15 protein-coding genes are annotated in these 21,294 nt (G+C 42.3%); 9 read left to right on the top strand and 6 right to left on the bottom strand.

Going from position 1 to position 21,294, the window contains the following annotated elements:
* Positions 1-378 precede the first annotated feature (378 nt).
* Complete coding sequence (locus AC59JO_RS28910) at positions 379-864, top strand: hypothetical protein (RefSeq protein WP_413665919.1); 486 nt, start codon at positions 379-381, stop codon at positions 862-864.
* Here the strand turns inward: AC59JO_RS28910 and AC59JO_RS28905 are convergent.
* The 3 genes from AC59JO_RS28905 to AC59JO_RS28895 form a co-directional block, all read right to left on the bottom strand.
* Complete coding sequence (locus AC59JO_RS28905; protein ID WP_413665920.1) at positions 861-1,166, bottom strand: hypothetical protein; 306 nt, start codon at positions 1,164-1,166, stop codon at positions 861-863. The genes AC59JO_RS28910 and AC59JO_RS28905 overlap by 4 nt on opposite strands.
* Positions 1,167-1,170: 4 nt before the next feature.
* Positions 1,171-1,887, bottom strand: coding sequence for a pirin family protein (locus AC59JO_RS28900; protein WP_413665921.1), 717 nt, complete (start codon positions 1,885-1,887; stop codon positions 1,171-1,173).
* 174 nt (positions 1,888-2,061) lie between these two features.
* Entirely contained in the window at positions 2,062-2,646 is a 585-nt protein-coding gene (locus tag AC59JO_RS28895) for a Crp/Fnr family transcriptional regulator (protein WP_497309827.1), read from the bottom strand.
* A gap of 284 nt (positions 2,647-2,930) precedes the next feature.
* On the opposite strand from AC59JO_RS28895, the gene AC59JO_RS28890 reads away from it, so the two are divergent.
* From AC59JO_RS28890 to AC59JO_RS28870, 5 genes are all read left to right on the top strand, one after another.
* Complete coding sequence (locus tag AC59JO_RS28890) at positions 2,931-4,103, top strand: glycoside hydrolase family 172 protein (protein ID WP_413665923.1); 1,173 nt, start codon at positions 2,931-2,933, stop codon at positions 4,101-4,103.
* Positions 4,103-4,954 (top strand): fumarylacetoacetate hydrolase family protein, encoded by an 852-nt coding sequence (locus tag AC59JO_RS28885; protein WP_497309824.1) that lies wholly within the window; start codon positions 4,103-4,105, stop codon positions 4,952-4,954. Before AC59JO_RS28890 ends, AC59JO_RS28885 begins: the two co-directional genes overlap by 1 nt.
* Before the next feature lie 83 nt (positions 4,955-5,037).
* Positions 5,038-6,174: a DUF6786 family protein gene (locus AC59JO_RS28880; RefSeq protein WP_413665925.1), complete on the top strand. Its 1,137-nt coding sequence runs from the start codon at positions 5,038-5,040 to the stop codon at positions 6,172-6,174.
* Between the two features lie 33 nt (positions 6,175-6,207).
* A complete protein-coding gene (fucP, locus tag AC59JO_RS28875; protein WP_413665926.1) occupies positions 6,208-7,488 on the top strand; it encodes an L-fucose:H+ symporter permease in 1,281 nt (426 codons plus the stop codon).
* 21 nt (positions 7,489-7,509) lie between these two features.
* The gene (locus AC59JO_RS28870) at positions 7,510-8,298 is read left to right on the top strand and encodes an SDR family oxidoreductase (protein ID WP_497309822.1); all 789 of its coding nucleotides are present in this window, start codon (positions 7,510-7,512) and stop codon (positions 8,296-8,298) included.
* A gap of 382 nt (positions 8,299-8,680) precedes the next feature.
* On the opposite strand, the gene AC59JO_RS28865 is transcribed toward AC59JO_RS28870, so the two are convergent.
* Both AC59JO_RS28865 and AC59JO_RS28860 read right to left on the bottom strand, forming a co-directional pair.
* Positions 8,681-9,460, bottom strand: coding sequence for a GLPGLI family protein (locus AC59JO_RS28865; protein ID WP_413665928.1), 780 nt, complete (start codon positions 9,458-9,460; stop codon positions 8,681-8,683).
* Positions 9,461-9,466: 6 nt separating this feature from the next.
* Positions 9,467-12,271 carry an outer membrane beta-barrel family protein gene (locus AC59JO_RS28860; protein ID WP_497309820.1) on the bottom strand — a complete coding sequence of 935 codons (2,805 nt, stop codon included), beginning with the start codon at positions 12,269-12,271 and terminating at the stop codon, positions 9,467-9,469.
* A gap of 363 nt (positions 12,272-12,634) precedes the next feature.
* On the opposite strand from AC59JO_RS28860, the gene AC59JO_RS28855 reads away from it, so the two are divergent.
* Together AC59JO_RS28855 and nagB are read left to right on the top strand one after the other, a co-directional pair.
* Positions 12,635-15,199 (top strand): Kelch repeat-containing protein, encoded by a 2,565-nt coding sequence (locus AC59JO_RS28855; RefSeq protein WP_413665930.1) that lies wholly within the window; start codon positions 12,635-12,637, stop codon positions 15,197-15,199.
* 696 nt (positions 15,200-15,895) lie between these two features.
* Entirely contained in the window at positions 15,896-17,815 is a 1,920-nt protein-coding gene (nagB, locus tag AC59JO_RS28850; RefSeq protein ID WP_413665931.1) for a glucosamine-6-phosphate deaminase, read from the top strand.
* Positions 17,816-18,251: 436 nt separating this feature from the next.
* Here nagB and AC59JO_RS28845 read toward each other — a convergent pair whose 3' ends face one another.
* Positions 18,252-20,519 carry an aconitate hydratase gene (locus tag AC59JO_RS28845; protein ID WP_497309817.1) on the bottom strand — a complete coding sequence of 756 codons (2,268 nt, stop codon included), beginning with the start codon at positions 20,517-20,519 and terminating at the stop codon, positions 18,252-18,254.
* A 215-nt stretch (positions 20,520-20,734) separates the two neighbouring features.
* Between AC59JO_RS28845 and AC59JO_RS28840 the strand changes: the two genes are divergently transcribed.
* The gene (locus AC59JO_RS28840) at positions 20,735-21,226 is read left to right on the top strand and encodes a hypothetical protein (RefSeq protein WP_413665933.1); all 492 of its coding nucleotides are present in this window, start codon (positions 20,735-20,737) and stop codon (positions 21,224-21,226) included.
* Positions 21,227-21,294: the final 68 nt, after the last annotated feature.

Here is a 21,294-nt window from a genome sequence, read left to right as displayed (position 1 = left end):
TCACTACTCACTATTCTCCACTAACCCGCACAGCGCAGAAGATGATCCTTCGTCCCTCAGGATGACAATCGGGGTAATGCAATTTAACATAGTAGTTGATGAGCCATCATAACACCTAACCACTCACCATCTCTACCCAACACTCATCTCAAACCCGCGTTAGGGATAGTAGCGGATACCGGCCCCGTGCGTAAGGCCTGCAGGCGCATGAGCGCATAGCCCGGCCGCAGGCAACGCCCATAAACTCATTTGTGGTATTTAACTTACATTGCTCTGCTCATTGGCTTTGTTCTGTTTCTTGATGTAGCAATAAGCATTAATCTTATTTCTTTTTTTATCACCTGAATATATATTTATCTTTCAAAACCTTTTATTACCATGGATAGAGTAACTTATATAATCGATGAATCGAAACTTAGCGGCTTAGTAAAGCGTATGTTAACGGGCGCGCTTAAAAGAATAGGAATAATAGCTTTATCAGTTTTTGTTCTGCAATATCTTTCTTACGGCAGAGGTGAGTTTGGGTTATTGGTATTTTCTTTTGGTATCACTACATCATTTTTAATACTAATGGTGATGTTTTCCGTTAAGCGAAGGCTGATCAAAACTTATAAAAGCTTTAAGTTGGTTTTAGATAATGAGGGTGTTGAGGTTAAAGCCGAAATGATACCTTATAGAAGTATCTCGTGGCAGTATCTTGAGATTAAAGAGCAAAGCAACGGTATCATTGATCTTTATGATAACCGTATTTCAAGTTTTTCGAGAAGATGGAATGGAAAAGGGTGGATCAGAATACAGCCGGAAATAGAAGACCGCGATTTATTATTAAGCGAATTAGCTAAACGGGGAGCGTTAGTCGTTTAATATCGCCCCAACGCCCCAAATATTTCGGCACTGAGCAACCCGCTTCCTCCGCCAAAATGCTGGACAACTTTGATTTCGGGTTTTTCAGCGCGGAAATATTCATTCAATTTTCTTTCTGAAGCTTCATCAACTCCGCCCCCCATTAGTACCAATTTAAAGTCCTGCATTGGAAACGCTGCAATGGCTTCCTCATCGCTGAGGCAGCCTGTCGCGTTCCAGTCAGGATTATTGTTTACGAGCCGTACTACAGTGGCCAGTATTTCCGGGTGCCGGCCAATTACAAGGATTTGTGTCTTTTCCATGATCTTAAAATTTCATTGGTACATCTATCAGTAAAAACTCAGTGTCGGTACCGGCTTCAATAGTAAATTTGTCGGTGTCCCAAATGCCTAAAGCATCGCGGCTGCTCAATGTTTCGCCGTTGATGATCACTTCGCCGCTTAAAACAAACGCGTAAACACCGTTGCCTTCTTTTTTGATGGTATATTCGGTATTTAAACCTTTGTCGAATTTACCCAAATGCAACCATGCATCCTGGTGGATCCATACTCCGGCATCATCCGGGTTTGGCGATAATACCTGTTGCAATTTATTATGACGGTCTTCAAGGTTTAATGAGATCTGATCGTAACGCGGTTCAACATTCCTTTTATTAGGATAAATCCAGATCTGTAGAAACTTAACTTCGCTCGTACGGTCAAAGTTATACTCGCTATGGAAAATTCCTGTACCTGCACTCATGGCCTGGATATCGCCATTTTTAATGACAGCTACGTTGTTCATACTGTCTTTATGCTCCAGGTCGCCTTCCAGCGGAATGGATATGATCTCCATATTATCATGCGGGTGTTTGCCAAAGCCCATGCCCGGATCAACCGTATCATCATTTAATACCCTTAAAGCACCAAAATTCATTCGTTGAGGATTATAATAACCTGCAAAACTGAATGATTGATAACTGTGCAGCCATCCGTGATCAGCGTGTCCACGGGTGTTAGCTTTATGTAAAATGGTTTGTGCCATGATGTGTTTTCTTTAAATTATACCGCAAATTTAAGGAGGGCATTGCCCGACGGCACTTGATGTAGGTTAAGAAATTGGTGAGTAGTTGATTGGGAGAGTAGTGAGTAGTCGTAGCTTAACCACTCACTTAATAAACCTAATCAATCATTCACTCATATTTTTCCAACCATTCACCTACTTTTTCCTCACCATCACACTTTTCATCCGGCTAAAAAATTCGGGGGTTACGCCAATGTATGAGGCTATTTGTTTTTGGGGCAGATGATCAATTAATGTAGGATAACGTTTGCAAAAGTTATTATAACGTTCTTCAGCGGTAAGGCTTAGGCTGTCTATCAATCGTTGCTGGCTGGCCACTAATGAGTTTTCCGTCAGGATCCTGAAAAAATGCTCGAATTTAGGGATTTGTGTATATAATTTTTCCTGGTTTGTTTTTGATAGCAGGAGGATATCGGTGTCCTCCAGCGCTTCAATGTTTTGTATGCCAGGCTTTTGCGATATAAGGCTATACATGTCGGCAATCCACCAATCGGCGGGGGCAAAACTGAGTACGTGTTCGATACCGCTTTTATCTACCGTATATCCCCGTAAACAACCGGCAGTTACAAAAGCCGAATACTTGCATACCTCGCCATAAGTAAGCAAAAATTGTTTACGTTTTATTTTTTTGGGCTGTAAATAGGCCGTGAAAGTTTCCTGTTCTTCGCGGGTTAAGTGAATGTGTTTTTCGAGATTGCTAAGTATCAAATCAAGCGGCATATGCAAAAATGTGGTTTATTTAGCTCATAACCGAACGATGAGCCAATTAATCTATCCTGTTTTTTACAGGTATAGGCATTTATTTAATAAATTTTAAATTAGCTTTATCAACCGCAGGTAAGCCATGCCAAAATATGCGAATGTTATGCTTATAAAGCGGTATGGATAGCAAAAAATTATCAATATGATTGTGAATGGCTTTTTAAACGTAGCCTGAAGCATAAACAAATAAACCTGGAGCGCATTACCAATTACTGCGTTAATTGATTTTAAAGATAAGTTTTATGGTGAAAAATTATTTTTTAACGATCTGCCTGTGTGTTATTGTAGCTTCGTTTGTTAATGCGCAGCAAAAATTTAATGGTTTGGATGTGGGGCTCGGAAACCTTTATCGTACATCTGATGCCAAAACCCGGTCTATAAGTCCTGAAAATTTCAACGGCGAAAAAGGTAAAGGCGGCATGGCCACTACGGGGACCGGCGCCAATGCTTCGCGCGATTTGGGGCAGACCTGGAAAGTAAGTCCGAGTGTTATCATCAAAAAACATACAACATTTACTGTTGCCGAAATTAATGGTTCGGGAGCCATTCAGCATATCTGGATGACGCCCACAGGTAACTGGCGTTATTCGATAATCCGTTTTTATTGGGATGACGAAACTACACCATCTGTTGAGGTGCCGGTGGGCGATTTCTTTTGTATGGGCTGGGGTAAATATGCGCCGGTGACCTCACTGGCTGTGGCCGTAAACCCGGGCAGCGCATTTAATTGTTACTGGCCGATGCCTTTTCGCAAAAAATGCCGTATCACTATGGAAAACATTGATGATGAGGATATGGTGCTCTATTACCAGGTTGACTATACCCTGACCGATGTACCCGAGGATGCAGGTTATTTCCATGCGCAGTTTCGTCGTGTAAATCCATTGCCGTATAAGAAAGATTTTGTTTTAGTAGATAGTATTAAGGGGAAAGGGCAATACGTAGGTACTTATATCGCTTATGGCTCGAACAAAAACGGCTGGTGGGGCGAAGGTGAGATCAAGTTTTTTATGGATGGTGATACCAAATTCCCTACTATCAATGGCACTGGTACGGAGGATTATTTCTGCGGATCATATGATTTTGATACCCGCCACAAGGATGCCGATGGTAAGGAGAAGCCAGGCACTGAATATACCGAATTTTGCAGTCCTTACAGTGGTTTACCGCAGGTAATCCGTGGCGATGGGCATTATAATATTGCCCAGCGTTTTGGTTTGTACCGCTGGCATATTGTTGATCCTATCCGCTTTGAAAAAAGCTTAAAAGTTACCATACAGGCTTTGGGCTGGCGGCATGATGGCCGGTATATGCCTTTGCAGGACGATATTGCTTCAACGGTGTTTTGGTATCAAACCGGCGAACATGGCCCTTTCCCTAAATTTCCCTCAAAAGACGAATTGGAAGTAAACTGATGAAATTATATAAACTGGCAAAAGGCAGCTTACTGCAGCATAAAGGGGCATCATATATTATTGATGATGAATGGGACAAACTGATCAATCGTGATGGTTTGGCCGCTTACCTGGAATCGGTAACTACAGATACTACAGCTTTAAACGCCGAAGTAGAAAATGAACATCTAAACGGCAATATTTTGCCGCCTATTGGCAACCAGGAAGTATGGGCTGCGGGAGTAACTTATTTACGGAGTAGAGACGCCCGGATGGAAGAGTCAGAAACCGGGGCAAGTTTATACGATAAGGTTTATGACGCAGCCCGGCCAGAGCTTTTTTTCAAAGCGCTTGCACATCGGGTATCCGGTCATAATGGCGAGGTTTACATCCGCAAAGATTCAGAATGGAATGTGCCCGAGCCCGAACTTACGCTATTTGTTAACAGCGATGGTAATATCCAGGGATATACCATTGGTAATGATATGAGCTCGCGGAGTATTGAGGGCGAAAATGCTTTATATCTGCCGCAGGCTAAGGTATATGAAAAAAGTGCCGCTCTTGGGCCTTGTTTATATGTAACCTCCGAACCAATCCCCGGTGATACCGTGATCAGCATGAACATTAAGCGTAAAGGGGGGTTGGTTTTTGAAGATGAAACAACGGTATCACGTATTAAACGTTCTTTTGCCGAACTTACCGGGTATTTATACAGCGAATGTGATTTTCCTTACGGATGCTTTTTAATGACAGGCACTTGCCTTGTACCGCCGCCAAGCTTTACTTTGCAAACCGGTGATGTGGTTGAGATCAGTATTGATCATATCGGAACGATGGTAAACGTGATCGGCTTAAATACTAAACATAAATAACCCGGTATATGCAGCTTTTAAAAAAGTCATGGTTAGTTTTGCTGATTAGCACTTTTGCTGCATGCACTATGTATAAACCACCTGTGAAAAAAGGAAGTTTTGAATATGACGAGGAGTTTCTGCGGAAGCGGGACGATAGTCTGATAGTTTTAAGTGACGGTGGCTTAGGAATGGTTATGGTATCTCCAAAATATCAAGGCAAGGTTTTTACATCAACCGCAGAAGGTTCTTTAGGTAAAAGTTTTGGTTGGATCAAATATGAAACTTTTGATCAGAAACAGCCCGACCCGCACATGAATGCTTTTGGAGGGGAAGACCGCTTGTGGCTTGGGCCGGAAGGCGGGCAGTTTTCATTGTTTTTTAAGCAGGGCACAAAGATGGAATTTGCCAATTGGCATACGCCTGCTGCTGTTGATAGTGAAAGCTGGGAACTGGTTTCATCGTCGGATAAGAAGGTTTCGATGAGCAAAAGCACACATCTGCAAAATTATGCCGGTACTGAGTTATCAATAAAGCTGGAACGGGATGTGGAGATCATGGAGCCAAATGCCATACAGCAGGTACTTGGTATTGATGTCGACCCATCGGTAAAGGCGGTTGGCTTTAGTACAGTAAACTCTATTATTAATACAGGTGATAAGGTCTGGGATAAAGCCACAGGTGCACCTTGCTTATGGAATTTAGATATGTTTACCCCATCGCCCAAAGTAGTGATCGTGGTGCCATACAATGAAAGCGCTGTGGGTAAAGTGGCTACAACCAATTATTTTGGTGAGATCCCGAAAGACAGGGTCACGTATAAAAACGGAATCCTGCTGTTTAAGGCAGATGGCAAAAGCAGGGGTAAATTAGGTATTCCTCCTCATCGTGCAAAAAATATGGCTGGCAGTTACGATGCCGAGAACGATGTTTTAACTATAACTATGTTTGATGTAGACAGCACCGCATCATACTTAAACCAGGAATGGAAAACAGATACGGCGCCTTACAGCGGTGATGCAGTAAATGCTTATAACGATGGCCCGCTGGCCGATGGAAAACAGATGGGGCCTTTTTATGAGATAGAAAGTGTATCTCCGGCAGCGTTCCTGAAACCCGGCGAAAAGCTTACACATAAACATAGCGTGTTCCATTTTACAGGCAATAAGGCCGCACTAAATAAAATTGCATTAAAAACGCTGGGGATTTCGTTAGATAATATTTCGGCAGCATTTAAATAAAAAGATCAATATATAACCAACCAATAAACACTAATGTCAAAAAACAACGCCCTGTTCGCAGTAGCATTAATTACCTCCCTGTTTTTTATCTGGGGATTTGCGCTTAATCTTAACCCGATATTAATTCCGCACTTAAAAAAGGCTTGTCAGCTTAATGACTTGCAATCTTCGCTTATAGATTCGGCTTCCTATATTGCCTATTTCATATTGCCAATTCCCGCCGCCCAGTTTATGAAAAAATATGGTTATAAGGGCGGTATCATTTTAGGTTTGATACTTTTTTCTACAGGTGCGTTCCTGTTTTTCCCTGCGGCTGCAGTACGTAATTACGCGTTCTTTTTAACTGCGCTGTTTATTGTGTTTTCGGGTGCTGCATTTTTGGAAACAGCTGCCAATCCTTATATCACAGTGTTGGGCGATCCGGCTGGTGCCGAGAGAAGGATCAATTTTTCGCAATCATTTAACGGTTTGGCAGCTACGCTGGCACCATTGATTGGCGGTAATTACATTTTATCGGGTAAGGTATTAACAGATGCTGAATCAAGCAAAATGTCGCCCGAACAGCTGAACGAATACCTTAACCATGAAGCAGCATCCGTGCAAATTCCTTTTGTAGTAATTGGTGCAGCCGTGCTTGTGGTAGCATTTTTAATATATCGTACACACTTCCCGCCAATTGTTGAAGAAACCAGCGATGAAGCTGTTAATGATAATCGCTCACTTGGTGTAAGAATTGCCGAATTATTGCAAGTGAAAAGTTTAAGGGCAGGTATCTTCGCTGAATTCCTGTACGTAGGTGCACAGGCGGGCGTTAGTAGTTTCTTTATCCGCTATTCAGAAAAAGTAGCCGGATTTGCCGAAAAGCCAGCCTCGTTTTATCTCACTATCGCTTCTGCAGGTTTCATGGCAGGCAGGTTTATTGGTACGTTGCTCATGCGTTATTTCAACCCTGTTAAACTGCTTATTACTTATGCGGTTATCAATATTTTCCTGATAGCTATGGCCGTAACGTTAAAAGGCGAAGTTGCTGTTTACGCACTAATGTGTACCTGGTTCTTTATGTCGATCATGTTCCCAACTATATTTTCGTTAAGTATCCGTGGTCTTGGTGCCAAAACCAAACTTGGTTCATCGTTGGTGATCATGGGGATTGTGGGCGGCGCTATATTCCCGGTAATCATGGGCAGGGTATCAGATGCTACACACAATATTCAAATGGCTTATATAGTGCCGGGCTTCTGTTTCCTCGGCATTTTAATCTTTGCCGTCAATAACCACAAAGTTAAAAAGCTGGTGATGGCCGGCAGTCATTAAATATATCTATCATACTAAAAAATGAATTTACAACTTACAGATAAGGTAATTATAGTTACCGGCGGGGCCAAGGGCATAGGCGAGGGCATAGTGAAAGTGTTAGCCGCTGAAGGCGCTATCCCGGTTATTGTAGGCAGGAGTGAGGCTGATAATCTGAAAGTGGTTCAGGTTATTGAAGCGGCAGGCCATAAAGCATACCAGGTAGTGGCCGAACTTACTGATCCTAAAGCAAGCGAAAACGCAGTGAATGAAGTGGTAGCCAAACTTGGCCGCATCGACGGATTAGTAAACAATGCAGGTGTAAATGATGGCGTTGGTTTGGAAAGCGGCGATTACGAAGGCTTCATGGCTTCCCTGCATAAAAATATGGTACACTACTACCTGATGGCCCACCATGCACTGCCCGAACTAAAAAAATCAAAAGGGGCTATCCTGAATATTACCTCAAAAACTGCCGATACCGGCCAGGGGCATACTTCGGGTTATGCGGCATCAAACGGTGGTCGTAACGCCCTTACCCGCGAGTGGGCTGTTGAACTTTTAAAATATGGTATCCGCGTAAATGCACTGGTAGTAGCCGAATGCTGGACACCGCTTTATGCCAACTGGATCAAAACCCTTCCCGATCCGGGTGCAAAACTGAAAGAGATCGAAGCGAAAATTCCGTTGGGTAACCGGATGACCACATCCGAGGAAATTGCCAATACTGTAGCGTTTTTATTGTCGCCTTTATCAAGTCATACAACCGGCCAGTTGATTTATGTTGATGGTGGTTATGTTCACCTGGACAGAGCGCTGGCCAACGCGTAGGGAATTTCTCCGCATTGATCGTGCCCCCAGCGATGGGTGTTCGGAAGATTTTTTAGTTCCCTCACTCGGGAGGGGGGCGGCTGAAATGTGCGTTGGCTGGGAGGGGTTTATGCGTCAGTCTACCGTATAAACCCCTCCCTACACCCTCCCAGGGGAGGGAATCACACAATTCCCTGCTTTTTTAATTTTTCCGAACACTGATCGTGTCCTCACGATCAACCTTAATACAATAAAAAAGCGCCCGTGAGGACACGGACGCGGGGATAAAATAAAAATATGTCATTGCGAGGAACGAAGCAATCGCACGGAAGCATAGCTGCTCTGTATAGTATGCGATTGCTTCGTACCTCGCAATGACATGTTTTAGAAATCTGTGGATCTCCTACAAAGAAAACCCTTTCAGATACTGTTTCGCATAAGTTTCGCCCCAATCTTTCATGGCGTTTTGCAGTACAGTAAGAAAACTTTTGTTATTACCCGCTTTTCCTTTTTTAGGCGCTGTGAGCGATTTCTCGTCCACCGGTTGTTCGGTAACTTTGGTTGCAAACCAGGTTATATTTTCATGCGGTAATGCAACTCCCAATATCATACCCGGCAGACCATTAAACGATTCGGGGCCGCCGGAAACAGGGATCTCATCGGTATAAAAAGCCACTACATAAATTGAATCAAGGATCAGTCCGTTCGCTCTGCGGCATGGATAGCCTGCAATTTCACGTGTTTCGCCGGTTAGTTTCCATTTAATGTGCCTTGTGGTGTCTTTTACCAGGAAAGTTTCTTCAAATACCCTTTTTTGGCTGGTGCTTATTCCTGTATTAAAATCGGTGTATATTGTATTATTCTGTATGGCCATCGGCAGTTCGTCGCCAAAATTGTTGGGTGTGTACTCCGGTTCAATGGGGGTAAACAGGGTTTGGTTATTGCCAAACTTTAAAGTGCTTTTCAAAACCTTAAATTGGGGCTTGTTCTTTTTGTATTGATCATACATGGGCTGATACCAGGTTTCATTATCCTTATTGATCAGTTTTTGCAGCAGCGCCCACATATTTGATGTTTTATCATACTCAATGGTGCCGTGAAATGTAAAGTGCTTGTTGCCTTGCGCCAGTAAAGGGTTTGCGCTTAGTAGCAGTAAGGTTACTATGGTTAAAATCTTTTTCATGATAGGTTATTTTTTAGGTGCGCCGCCTCCAACTTTGTTAAAATCCCATGTTAGGGAGAACATAAAATATCTTCTGATGGTAGTATAACGCTCCTGGGTAAGCACATTGGCTGATCCGGTGCGGTTATAGCCGGTATTTTGATTGAGCAGGTCATTACCTGAAATGGTAGCTTTCAAGGCATCTTTCATAAACGTCCTTGATACATTGGCATTAAGAAGAAACCTTCTGAAATCTTGCGGGAATGATTTTGTCGGCGCATTATAAGTATAGTTTCCGTCCGATCCGATCTGAAATTTGCCGGGCAGGTAGATATTAAACCCTCCGTTAGCATTAAACCCGCGACCATTATTATTCAATAAGGTGTTAAGCGATGACGAGTTGATGGTATAAGTTGGGCCTGCCGATACCCATGCGTCATACTTCTTTTCCTTGTATTTAGATAGCCTGACACTGCCCGAATAGCTATATGATTTGGTTTCGTTCAGTACATCGTTAGACATATTGTAATAGGTATTACCATTAGCATAAACCTCCAGGCCTGCATTAATTCCTATTCCCGGAATCTTCCTTTCAAAATAAGTATTCACCCAGAAATTGTTGGTTGATTTGTTTTTAAGGTTTGATGATTTATAGGTGCTGATACCGGTTGTAGTATCGCGCATAACATTGCTAACGATAGGGTTGCTGGTAGTTGAGTATGATCCGCTGATCCAGATATATTGATTACTGATCACCTTGTACGAATTATAGCTGATGTTATACCTGTTGGTGAAAGACGGCTTTAAATCGGCGTTACCCTCCTGTATATTCAGCGGGTCGGTATTTATTCTCACCGGCTGAATTTGATCGATATTAGGTTGAGTTGTATTACCATTATAGCTTACACGGATGCTTGATTGCTTGGAAAACTTGTACTGGAAGGAAGCCTGCGGGTACCAGTTGGTGAAGTTGCGCACCAGGTCAGAGACTCGTCCAAACTCATCAACCTGTTTAAACTTTACGCCGGCTACCTTGGTGCCAAAGTTGAACGAATATTTTTGCTTTTGCATATTAAATACCGCACCACCCTGGTTTGAAAGCTGGTTCAGTTTATAGTCACTGCTGTAAACACTGTCTAAAGCGGTGTAAATAGCAGCCGAGCTAACCGGTTTGTTAAACGTACGCCTGTCGGCAGTGGCGTTATTAACCGCTAAGGCATAGCTCAGGGCAAGGGTGAAATCCTTGGCCAATGGCTCGGTATAGGTAATGTTGGTATTGATATTGGTACTTTTTGTTTTATTCACCTTGTATTGATCAATGGTGTCTTTGTTTATATAAGTACCAACCGAGTCATAGAATTGCGTGTTGGATTTCAGGAAACCTTTGGAGTCACTTTCGTTATAAGCCGTTCTGAAGTTTACCGAAAGTGTACGACTTTTCTTCTTAAATTTTTTGGTATAAAACGCGTTTGCATTAAATACTTTGCCATCAACATTGGCACTATTTTCACGATCGTTGCTGTTGATCAGGCTGCCATCTAAACGACGCGTTTGCGTGGCAAAATTGCTGCGGGTATTACTGTTTTTTAATGTTCCGTCGGCAGTGATCTTCAGGTTCTGCATCGAATCGATCTTTACCTGGTAGTTTACATCCAGCTTTTGGCGGAACATGTAATTATGATTGTTTTGATCGCTGTTCACATTCGATATGTTACCGGGGAAGTTATTTTGCTGTTGGGTGTTTTTGGTGCCATCAACAGTAAGCGAACCTATTTTATAGTTGGTGTTAATGGATTCTTTATCATTATTCCATTTGGTATCATAATGAGCGCCGCCGGTACGGGCAACAGGTTTGCCTTCACCATTATACCTGCCATCAAAGCTGTCAAGGTCATCACCACCGCCACCGAAGATATAGATGCCGCCATCATCGCCAAATTCCATGCCGCCACCGCCTCCGTATTTGTTATTATCTTCCCAGCCTAAACCTGTTTTGCCTGTGTTGCCAAGGGTACCGTAAACAGAAAATTTCTGTTTGCCTTTAAAGCGGTTAAATAAAGCCTGTCCCTGGTAATAACCATCAGTACCTATGCCGCCGTCCAACTTGCCAAAGTAACCGTTCTTTTTATCTTCTTTTAGTTTAATGTTAATGGTTTTATCTTTTACCCCATCATCAATACCGGTAAAGGCAGCCTGGTCGCTTTTTTTATCATAAAGCTGAACCTTATCAACCATATCGGCACGCAGGTTTTTAGTAACCAGTGTAGGGTCATCTCCAAAAAACTCTTCGCCATCAACCAATACTTTTTTTACAGTTTGCCCCTGTGCGGTGATCTTCCCGTCTTTATCAACCTCAATGCCGGGCAGCTGTTTAAGCAGGTCTTCAACTTTTGAGTTAGGCTGGATATTGTAGGCAGCCGGATTAAACTCGGTGGTATCGCCCTTAATTTTAATGGCTGCCGCTTTGCCTTTTACAATAACTTCCTGTAAAAGCCTTTCTTTAAGGAGCATGCTGATACGGCCGAAATTATGTGTTGTGTGTGCCGAATCTAAAGTAAAACGTTCTACAAAATCGGCATAACCAGGGTAGGTAGCTACAACAATGAATTTGCCCTTGCTTAGATTCGCGATAGAAAAAGTGCCGTCATCCTTAACCCGGGTAAATTTTTGAAGGATAGAATCTTTTGCAGTAATAACACTGATGCTGGCGTTGGCTAATTTTGAGTTTGAAACGGTATCGGCTAACGTTCCTTTAATGTTGTAATTGGTTTGGGCTGATAAGTTTGCTGCGCCCACGAAAAATAGTAATAGTCCAATAATTGTGATTTTCATAAGGTCGATTATGAAAGCCAAAATATAACTAAATAATTAGTTGTGCAAGGGATTTAACACTTTATACTGTAGATTTAACATTTCATCGCCAAAATTTAACATTTGGTCGTGGTTGGAAGTGTTAAATTCCTGTGGGGATAGCATGGTGTATACAGCCGATAGCCCGGGTATTATAAATAATTACGCAAATTCGCCCTATAAGTTACAGGGATGAGGTTACATCCAAATTGGCCAGGTAAAAATACATGCCATTAGTATAAATGATCGAATCTACCTCGCCTGTTACCCGAAAAAATACATATTTTAGCACATTATTCTAACCTGTGGCGCTGTCCGGTCAGCGAGTTTAAACATGTATTTTAAATGGTGAAAAAAAGTAAGGTTTTAGTGCTTTCAAAAAGGGCATGTAAGCTTATATTGCTTTTTGTTATGCTGCTGCCTGCAATTAAAGGCAGGGGACAGGGTTTGCAGTTTGGTTCAAACGACAGCCTGATGAGCAAGCGCACCTCGTACCAGGTTTTTAAGGATGACTTGCCAACTTTTCATGACCGCCTGGTTATCAGTTTCGATCTTTCACTATGGGACAACCAGCACCTTGGCTACATTTTAAATTTAACCGATGATAAAGGTAACTCATACAGTCTGAGTGCCATTTACGATCATGGCTCGTTCCTTAACTTCAATATCGACAGCCGGAGCAACAAGCTCAATATTCCTCTTCCTGATGCTTTGCTGAAAAGACGTAAATGGTTTAAGGTGATTGTTGATCTTGACCTTAAAGGTGATAAGGTAGGTATCGCCGTAAACGGAAAATGGTATCGGGCCAACGAGTTGGGTTTTACCGGTAAAATAACTGCAAAGATCACTTTTGGCAAAAACGAGCATTATTCGGATGTGCCCAATATGGCCATCAAAAACCTGGTTGTGAGCAATGACGATAAAAGCTATGCATTCCCACTTAGTGAATGGACGGGTAACGATGTTTTTACTGCCGGTGGTGATAACCTGGGCCATGTTGATAACCCGGCATGGCTTATCAATGAGTCATATTTCTGGAAGCAAAAGTTTGAGCATACTTTTAATGAGGTTGCCGGGATCAACTTTAATGAAAAAAATGAGCAGTTCTTTATTTTTAAAAGTGATTCGCTTATGTTTTATGATGCAGGGCGTGACGCGGTGGGAACCAAGCCATTCAAAAATAAATTGGCGGTGCCGTTGCACCTCGGGAAAAACATTGTAAACCTTAAGGAAAATAAGTGCTATTTATATGAAGTGCTCAGGGCCCCGCAACCTGCGCCAAGTATCGCTTCTTTTAACCTCGACAGCCTTAACTGGGATTTTTATGGCAAATCGACCATAATGGAGCAAAGGCATCATCATAATATTTTTTACGATAAAGACTTTAATAACTTTTACCTGTTTGGGGGGTACGGATCGTTTAAATACTATAATAATTTTTTTAAATACGATAAAGCCACAGATACCTGGCAGCAGCAAAGCTTTACCGGCGACGTGATTAATCCGCGGTTTTTCTCGGCTGCAAGTACGGCTGACAGCAATAACGAAGTTTACATTTTTGGCGGTTACGGCAACCAATCGGGCAACCAGGTAGTAGGCGGGATGCACTATTATGATTTGTACCGAGTTAATCTTAGCAATCGTACCATCAAAAAACTATGGGAGATTAAACCCGATGAGGAGGCTTTTGTACCGGCCAACAACCTTATCGTTTCAAAGGATAAGCAGTTTCTGTATGTGCTATGTTATCCGCATGAACGGCCTAAAACCAGTTTGCGCTTATATAAGTTTTCAATCAGGGATGGTTCATACCAGATTGTAAGTGGCACTATTCCCGTTGTGTCCGAACGGATAGAGACGGATCATAACCTGTTTTATAACGCCAAGCAGGATGTGTTTTATTGCACAACACAAGAGTTTGAAACCCCGTCGCGATCAACCATAAAAATCTTTGCGCTTACTGCGCCACCTGTGAGCCAGGAAGCGTATATGGCAGCCCATGAGCCAAGGAAACAATCCTTTACTTTATACAGGGTTTTAGGCGGAGCATCTGCACTAGTATTGTTATTTGGTATTGTGACATTTTTTCTGAAGAGGAAGAAAGAGGATGAAGAACCTGTACCTGCTGTAAATGGAGAGACCGTTATTGAAGACGCCGAAGAAAAGGAGATAGACAATAAGGTCAACGCGGTTTACCTGTTGGGCGATTTTACAGTTTATGATAAAAATAAGCGGGAAATTACGTATTTGTTTAGCCCAAAGATCAAGCAGCTTTTTATCCTTATTTTATTAAACAGCCGTGAAAAAAATGGGGTGGTATCAAAAAAGATCTCTACTACATTGTGGCCTGATAAGGATATAGTCAAAACCAAGAATATCCGGGGGGTAACTATCAATCACCTGCGCAACATCCTTTCGGATATTGATGGTTTGGAGCTTGCTTTTTTGAATGATACTTATAGTTTTATCATTACCGAAGGTTTTTACTGTGATTACTTTGTAGTGAGGGATTCCCTTAAACAAGCTAATGGTAGCGAACCGGCTGTGTTCAATTACTTTGACCTGGTGGCCCGAGGTGGTTTGTTGCAGCATATCCCTGAAATTTGGCTCGACGATTTTAAACAGGAATATGAGGAAGCGTTGATGCCTGTTATTTTACCGGTGATAAAAAAGGTTTACGATGCTGCTGATTATAAAAAAGCGTTGGAGATTTCCCGTATTGTATTAAGTATTGATCCCTTCAATGATATTGGGATTAAGTTTAAGCTTAAAGCATTACGCCGGACTAAAGGTATTGAACATGCACGCAAGATTTATGAGGAGTTTAGTGCCGAATATGAGAAATCATTGGGCGAAGAATACCCTGTTCCTTTCGAAAAAATCTGCTCCAATAAGTCTGACCAACGCTAAATTAAAAATTTAAAAGCCTGATAATTAAGTGTGTTTTGAAGAAAATTAATGTTTTATGAATAAATACTACTAAATATATGGATTTAATAGAATATTTATATATTTGCAACAGATTAGTTTGCAAATGGGGTTCATTTTTTAAACTAAATGGCAGGTGCTGGCCGGCAGCAAACGGATGGTTCGACTCCACCCCTGCATCTCTTCTCCACTCATGATTTATGTTTTATAATTGGTTAGCAAAAAGAGTATTCCTGCCCATCAGGAACTCTTTTGCCTTTTATAAACAATTGATTGGTGATTTTAATTGCGTAGAGGCGCATTACATGCGTCTCCCGTATGACAAGCTGATAGGTAGTCGATAATCTGAGCACACGAGAAGACTCATGTGATGCGTCTCTACATCAAACTTAATTGTTGTAATGCAAATTTTAACCAAACTTCCCATCAAACAACACCTTTCAGGATAAAATACTTATTAAAAAAATTTAAAAAGTTCTTTTGATTCAGATTTTGTTTTAGTAAGTTTGTATTGATAATGCACAGCATATTATTATACGCACTTTACTTTATTCTCATGTCGGTGAGGATAAACATTTTTGTTAATTGGTTTGATAAAAATCCTCGCCCATGGCGGGGGTTTTTTGTATAGCGACTTTTTTAAACTTTAACATATAACATATAGGTTTTGAACAAATTATGGCACGATTAAATTTATTGGAAGAGACGCGTTACGAGAAGTTACCTGTGAGCGTATACAGCAACCAGCAAGAAGCCTCGGTGGCAGTAGCGAACCGGATAGCAGACCTGATCCGCGCAAAACAAGCCAAAGGCGAAAAAGCGGTATTAGGGCTTGCTACAGGTGTAACTCCTATCGGAGTATATGCCGAACTGGTAAGGCAGCACAAAGAAGCAGGTTTAAGCTTTAAAAATGTGATCACTTTCAACCTGGATGAGTACTACCCGATGAAACCCACAGCAGCGCAAAGCTATGTGACATTCATGTACGATAATTTGTTCAGCCATATTGATATTGAAAAGGAGAACGTTCATATCCCTGACGGTACACTGGATAAAGACGAAGTTGTAGCATTCTGCTTACAATACGAAAAGCAGATAGAAGAACTGGGCGGATTAGACTTACAGATCCTGGGCATCGGCCGTACAGGTCACATCGGTTTTAACGAGCCGGGCTCGGCACCAAACTCCGGTACCAGGATGGTAACGCTTGACGACCTGACCAGGCGTGACGCCGCCCGTGATTTCGGTGGTAAAGCTGATGTGCCAACCAAAGCTATTACCATGGGTATCGGTACTATCTTCAAAGCAAGGGAAATCATATTGATGGCCTGGAACAAAAAGAAGGCTCCGATCATCAAAAAAGCGGTAGAAGGGGAGATTTCGGGCGAAGTACCTGCAACCTATCTGCAATTATCACAGCATGTAGAATTTGTGCTGGATGCAGATGCTGCATCAGAGCTAACAAGGTTTGATACCCCATGGTTGGTAAAAGACTGTGTATGGGATAACCAGTTAAAGAAAAAGGCTGTAATTTGGTTAGCTAATGAGGTTAACAAACCGGTACTGAAACTAACTGAAGAAGATTACAATAACCACGGCATGGCACAGCTTGCTGTAGAGCAAGGCCCGGTATACAATATCAACATTGATATCTTTAATCAAATTCAGCATACTATCACAGGCTGGCCGGGAGGTAAACCGGATGCTGATGATTCACAAAGACCGGAAAGAGCATTGCCGGCCAAAAAACGTTCAATCATTTTTTCGCCGCACCCTGATGATGACGTGATCTCAATGGGGGGCACCTTTATCCGTTTGGTAGACCAGGGCCATGATGTACACGTAGCTTACCAAACCTCGGGTAATACCGCGGTATGGGATGATGATGTGTTGAGGTACATGGAATTTGCCATTGACTTTACCAACAGTATTGGCGAAGACACTACTCATCTTCAGAAATCATATGAAGATATGCGTGCCTTTTTCCCAACCAAACAACCAAACGAAATTGACACCCAGGAGATCCGCAATGTAAAAGGCTTTATCAGGAAAACAGAAGCTATTTCAGGTGCAAGATATGCAGGTTTACAGGACGATCATATTCACTTCATGGCCCTACCCTTCTATGAAACAGGCAAAACCAAAAAGAATTCAGTAGGCGAGGAAGATATCCAGCTGACTATCGATTTGCTGCAGAAAATAAAACCACAACAAATCTTTGCGGCAGGTGATTTTGCCGATCCTAACGGAACCCACCTCGTGTGCTTTAAAATCATCTTAGCTGCATTAGACAGGCTTAAAGGCAAAGAAGCCTGGGTAGAGGATTGCTGGTTATGGATGTACCGCGGCGCATGGCATGAGTTTGAAACTTACGAGATAGAAATGGCTGTGCCACTTTCTCCACAGGAGGTGATCCGCAAGCGTAACGCGATCTTCAAACATCAGTCGCAAAAAGATACACCGGTATTTCCTGGCGATGATGCGAGGGAGTTCTGGGTAAGGGCAGAAGACCGCACGCGCGACACTGCTCAACGCTACGACCGCCTTGGCCTTGCCGAATATGAAGCTATGGAAGCGTTTGTAAGATATAAGTTTTAAGTTAAAGATCTTAACGAAAAGCCAGATTTACGAAGTTTTTAAAACTTCGTAAGTCTTACAGCTATCAAGAAGTCCTTACATTTTGTAACGGCCGTACGGTTTACCATACGGCCGTTTTTTTATGAAAAATTAATACATTTATAAGTAATGAGGGCAAGGTTAACAAAAGTTAAATCAATAGATTTAAAAAAGGTTACTGTTGAAAAAGCAGTAGCAGAAGAAACGAAGACGGACCAACAATCGGATAGAATAGTCATTTTCGTCTTTATCTTGCTTGGTATAATCTTTATAGTTTTGGGACTAATCTTTGGATTCCAACGAAGATTGTATGTTTCTCAATAACGCTTTTTTTAACGTTTTGACCAACAAAAAAAGCCTCCCCAATAGGGAAGGCTTTCAAATATTAAATCCGAAATCAAAATTCCGATATCCGAAATTAAGATGCCATTTGCTTGCGGATGATGTTTAACGCACCACCTGCTTTAAACCACTCAATTTGCTGCGCATTGTAGGTGTGGTTTACAGGGAATGATTCGGTTGAACCATCTTTGTGGTGTAATACAACGGTTAACTGTTTGCCTGGAGCAAAAGTTGTTAAGCCGGTGATATCGATGTTATCATCTTCCTGGATCTTTTCGTAATCGTTAGGATCAGCGAAAGTGATACCAAGCATACCTTGTTTTTTAAGGTTGGTTTCGTGGATACGGGCAAATGATTTTACCAATATAGCACGTACACCAAGGTGACGTGGCTCCATAGCCGCGTGCTCACGTGATGAACCTTCGCCATAGTTTTCGTCGCCTACTACGATTGAACCGATACCTGCTGCTTTGTAAGCACGCTGAGTAGCCGGAACAGGACCATACTCGCCGGTTAATTCGTTTTTAACGCTATCGGCAGTAAGGTTAAAGTAGTTGATAGCACCGATCAGCATGTTGTTTGAAATGTTATCCAGGTGACCACGGAATTTCAACCATGGGCCGGCCATCGAAATGTGGTCGGTAGTACATTTACCTTTAGCTTTGATCAGCAATTTCAGGCCTGTAATGTCGGTACCTTCCCATGCTTTGAATGGCTCAAGCAATTGTAAGCGTGATGAAGTTGGAGAAACGATAACTTCAACTTTGCTGCCATCTTCGGCTGGCGCCTGGTAGCCTGCATCTTCAACCGCGAAGCCTTTTACCGGTAACTCGATACCTTGTGGCTCGTCAAATTTAACCTGCTCACCGGCTTCGTTAGTTAAAGTATCAGTAAGCGGGTTAAAAGTTAAATCACCCGCGATAGCGAAAGCAGTAACAATTTCCGGTGACGCTACGAAAGCGTGTGTGTTAGGGTTACCATCCTGGCGTTTAGCGAAGTTACGGTTAAACGAAGTGATGATAGAGTTTTTGCGGGTAGGGTCGTCAGTATGACGGGCCCACTGGCCAATACATGGTCCGCAGGCGTTAGCCAATACCACACCGCCCATTTCGGCAAAAGTAGCAAGGTAACCGTCACGGTCAACAGTGTAGCGCACCTGCTCAGAGCCCGGAGTGATGGTAAACTCGGCCTGGGTTTTTAATTTTTTATCGATAGCCTGTTTAGCGATAGAAGCTGAACGGGTAATGTCTTCGTAAGATGAATTGGTACATGAACCAATCAAACCAACCTCTAATTTGGTAGGCCAGCCGTTTTCTTTAACAGCGGTAGCAAATTTAGAGATAGGCCAAGCCAGATCCGGAGTGAACGGACCGTTTACGTGTGGTTCAAGCTCGCTCAGGTTGATCTCGATAACCTGGTCGAAATATTGCTCAGGGTTAGCGTAAACTTCTTCGTCGCCGGTTAAGTGTTCTGCAATAGTGTCGGCTAAGTCAGCGATATCGGCACGTTTAGTACCTTTTAAGTAAGCAGCAGCTTTTTCGTCGTAACCGAAGATAGAGGTAGTAGCACCGATTTCGGCACCCATGTTACAGATGGTACCTTTACCAGTTGCCGACATTGAGCGTGCGCCTTCACCAAAGTATTCAACAATAGCACCGGTACCACCTTTTACGGTAAGGATACCAGCAACACGCAGGATAACGTCTTTTGCTGAAGTCCAGCCAGAAAGTTTACCAGTTAATTTAACACCGATTAGTTTAGGGAATTTAAGCTCCCATGGTAAGCCGGCCATTACGTCGCAGGCATCAGCGCCACCAACACCAATAGCAATCATACCTAAACCACCGGCATTAGGTGTATGTGAGTCGGTACCGATCATCATACCGCCAGGGAAAGCGTAGTTTTCCAACACTACCTGGTGAATGATACCTGCACCGGCTTTCCAGAAACCGATACCATATTTATCAGATACTGAAGCCAGGAAATCGTAAACTTCACGGTTAACGTCAACAGCAGTACTTAAATCTTCAACAGCGCCAATTTTAGCCTGGATCAGGTGATCGCAATGTACGGTAGACGGAACAGCAACCTGCGGGCGACCAGCTTGCATAAACTGCAAAAGGGCCATCTGCGCAGTAGCATCCTGCATGGCTACGCGGTCTGGTGCAAAGTCAACATAATCTACCCCGCGACCGAATGCTTTTTGAGCATCGCCTTCGCTAAGGTGGGCATATAAAATCTTTTCGGTTAAAGTTAGGGGTTTACCGGTCGCTTTACGGGCAGCCTCAACGCGGGTGCTGTAGCGGTCGTAAACCTTTTTGATCATATCTAAATCAAAAGCCATTTGTATTTGATTTTTAGGTGAAAAGTAAAAGAAATTGACGTTAAGCCCATTAACTGGCCTTAGAGCGGCGAATTTACAAAAAATAACATTTGAAAGCGGTTAGTGGTTTATACAAATGTTATTTGGATATGTTCTAAATAAGTGATTGGGATGATAGGTAAAGAAAATATATAATTCTTTTGTGCAAAAAATTATCTTCGTTTAACCTTTTCACTATGCGCAATTTATTTTTCTTTTTTATAACCATCATTTTTCTCTCGTCCTGCATTACTGTGGTTCAACAAAAAAATCCCGAAGATCAGGAGGCAGAAAAGAACAAGCAGATAGATCACGACTTAGAACTGGCGACGCAAGCCATGAAAGATATTGAGAGTCGTTATAAACACCAAAAGGGTATAAACCCTGATCCACAAATCCCAATCGTAAGTTATAAACTCACACAGTCAGAGTTGATGACCCATATGGTCATAAAATTTAAAAATAAATCCAAAGAATCCATATCACACATCGAATTTGTTTGGCGAATTTTTGACAAAGATGGGAAGGAGCTACGTTATGATAAAGATCAACGTGGTATCGGAGACGAGTTAGTAAATCCTGGCCAGGCTTATACGGGAGAATGGTCATTTAATAAAATTCCTACCGCAAAAACAGCTGAAATCAAGCTGAAAACGGTGCAATTTGAAAATATAATTAAGGACTATTGACATATAATTACCAGTTTTTATGGCAGTGGCAGTTGATAACCGCAAACTATTGCTAACCAAACCGCCAC

It is taken from the genome of Mucilaginibacter sp. A5337 (assembly GCF_059690695.1).
The sequence above is the reverse complement of the archived record's forward strand: the minus strand, read 5'-3'. Positions and strand labels throughout refer to the sequence as shown.